The 786-nt window shown below is 62.7% G+C and carries 1 protein-coding gene; it reads right to left on the bottom strand.

Annotated features, from left to right (window positions below; translation table 11 throughout):
* Nucleotides 1-786, bottom strand: a 786-nt coding sequence (gene mobF, locus B7449_RS14900; protein WP_048883764.1) for a MobF family relaxase, incomplete at both ends; no start/stop codon positions are given.

Here is a 786-nt window from a genome sequence, read left to right on the forward strand (position 1 = left end):
CCCCGGGCCGCATACGTTCTGAGCTTGTCGTGATCGATCACGGCAGCTGTTTCAAACTCCCTCGCGAGATGGCGCGCAGCGAAACGGTAGGCAATGTCGTATCGTTGTTCCCTGGTGCCCACGGGCGCTGCTGGCGTGCCAAGCAGGCTTTTTTGCTCCCAGCCAAGACGCCTGGCCTGTTCTCGCCATATCTCATGGTCGCTCGTGCCTTTGTCCTTGTCGAGCCGGGCTGCCAGGCCAGCCATGGACAGGATGCGGCGCTTGCGTTCGATCGGCATATGCGCCCAGTCCGCTCCTTCCGCCGCGGCGTACTCCTTGGCTGCCCTGATGACGTTCCGTCGTCCCTTGCTGAAGAAATCCGATATATCCTGCGGCACGGCCGAGATAACCGTCGCCTGCTCGTTCGCGTCGTATTGCTGGGCAATGCCGATCCGGCGCAGTTCATCCGCGAGTTGTGCCTGGAAATACGCGCCGAATTCATGAACGCGCGATCGCAGCCGCTTCGTGTCAAGCGACCCCACATGCCCCTCGTCCGTAACCACGACATTGAACAGCGCGTTATGGATATGGGCATGGGGATCGCCGCCTGCTGGCGTATCGATCAGATAGGTCTGGCCTGTCCCCGCGTCACGCGCCTCGACCGTCGGGCGCGCGGTATCATGCCGGAATGACACCCAGGCGACCTCGCCCGGGTCGGCACCATCTTCGCCCCCATGACCGCGCCGCGCGAAGCCGATTTCCTGCGCGACATAGAGCATGGTGGCGTCGTTTGCCCGATCAATGGCA

This window comes from Komagataeibacter intermedius TF2 (genome assembly GCF_000964425.1).
Taxonomy (GTDB): Bacteria; Pseudomonadota; Alphaproteobacteria; order Acetobacterales; family Acetobacteraceae; genus Komagataeibacter; species Komagataeibacter intermedius.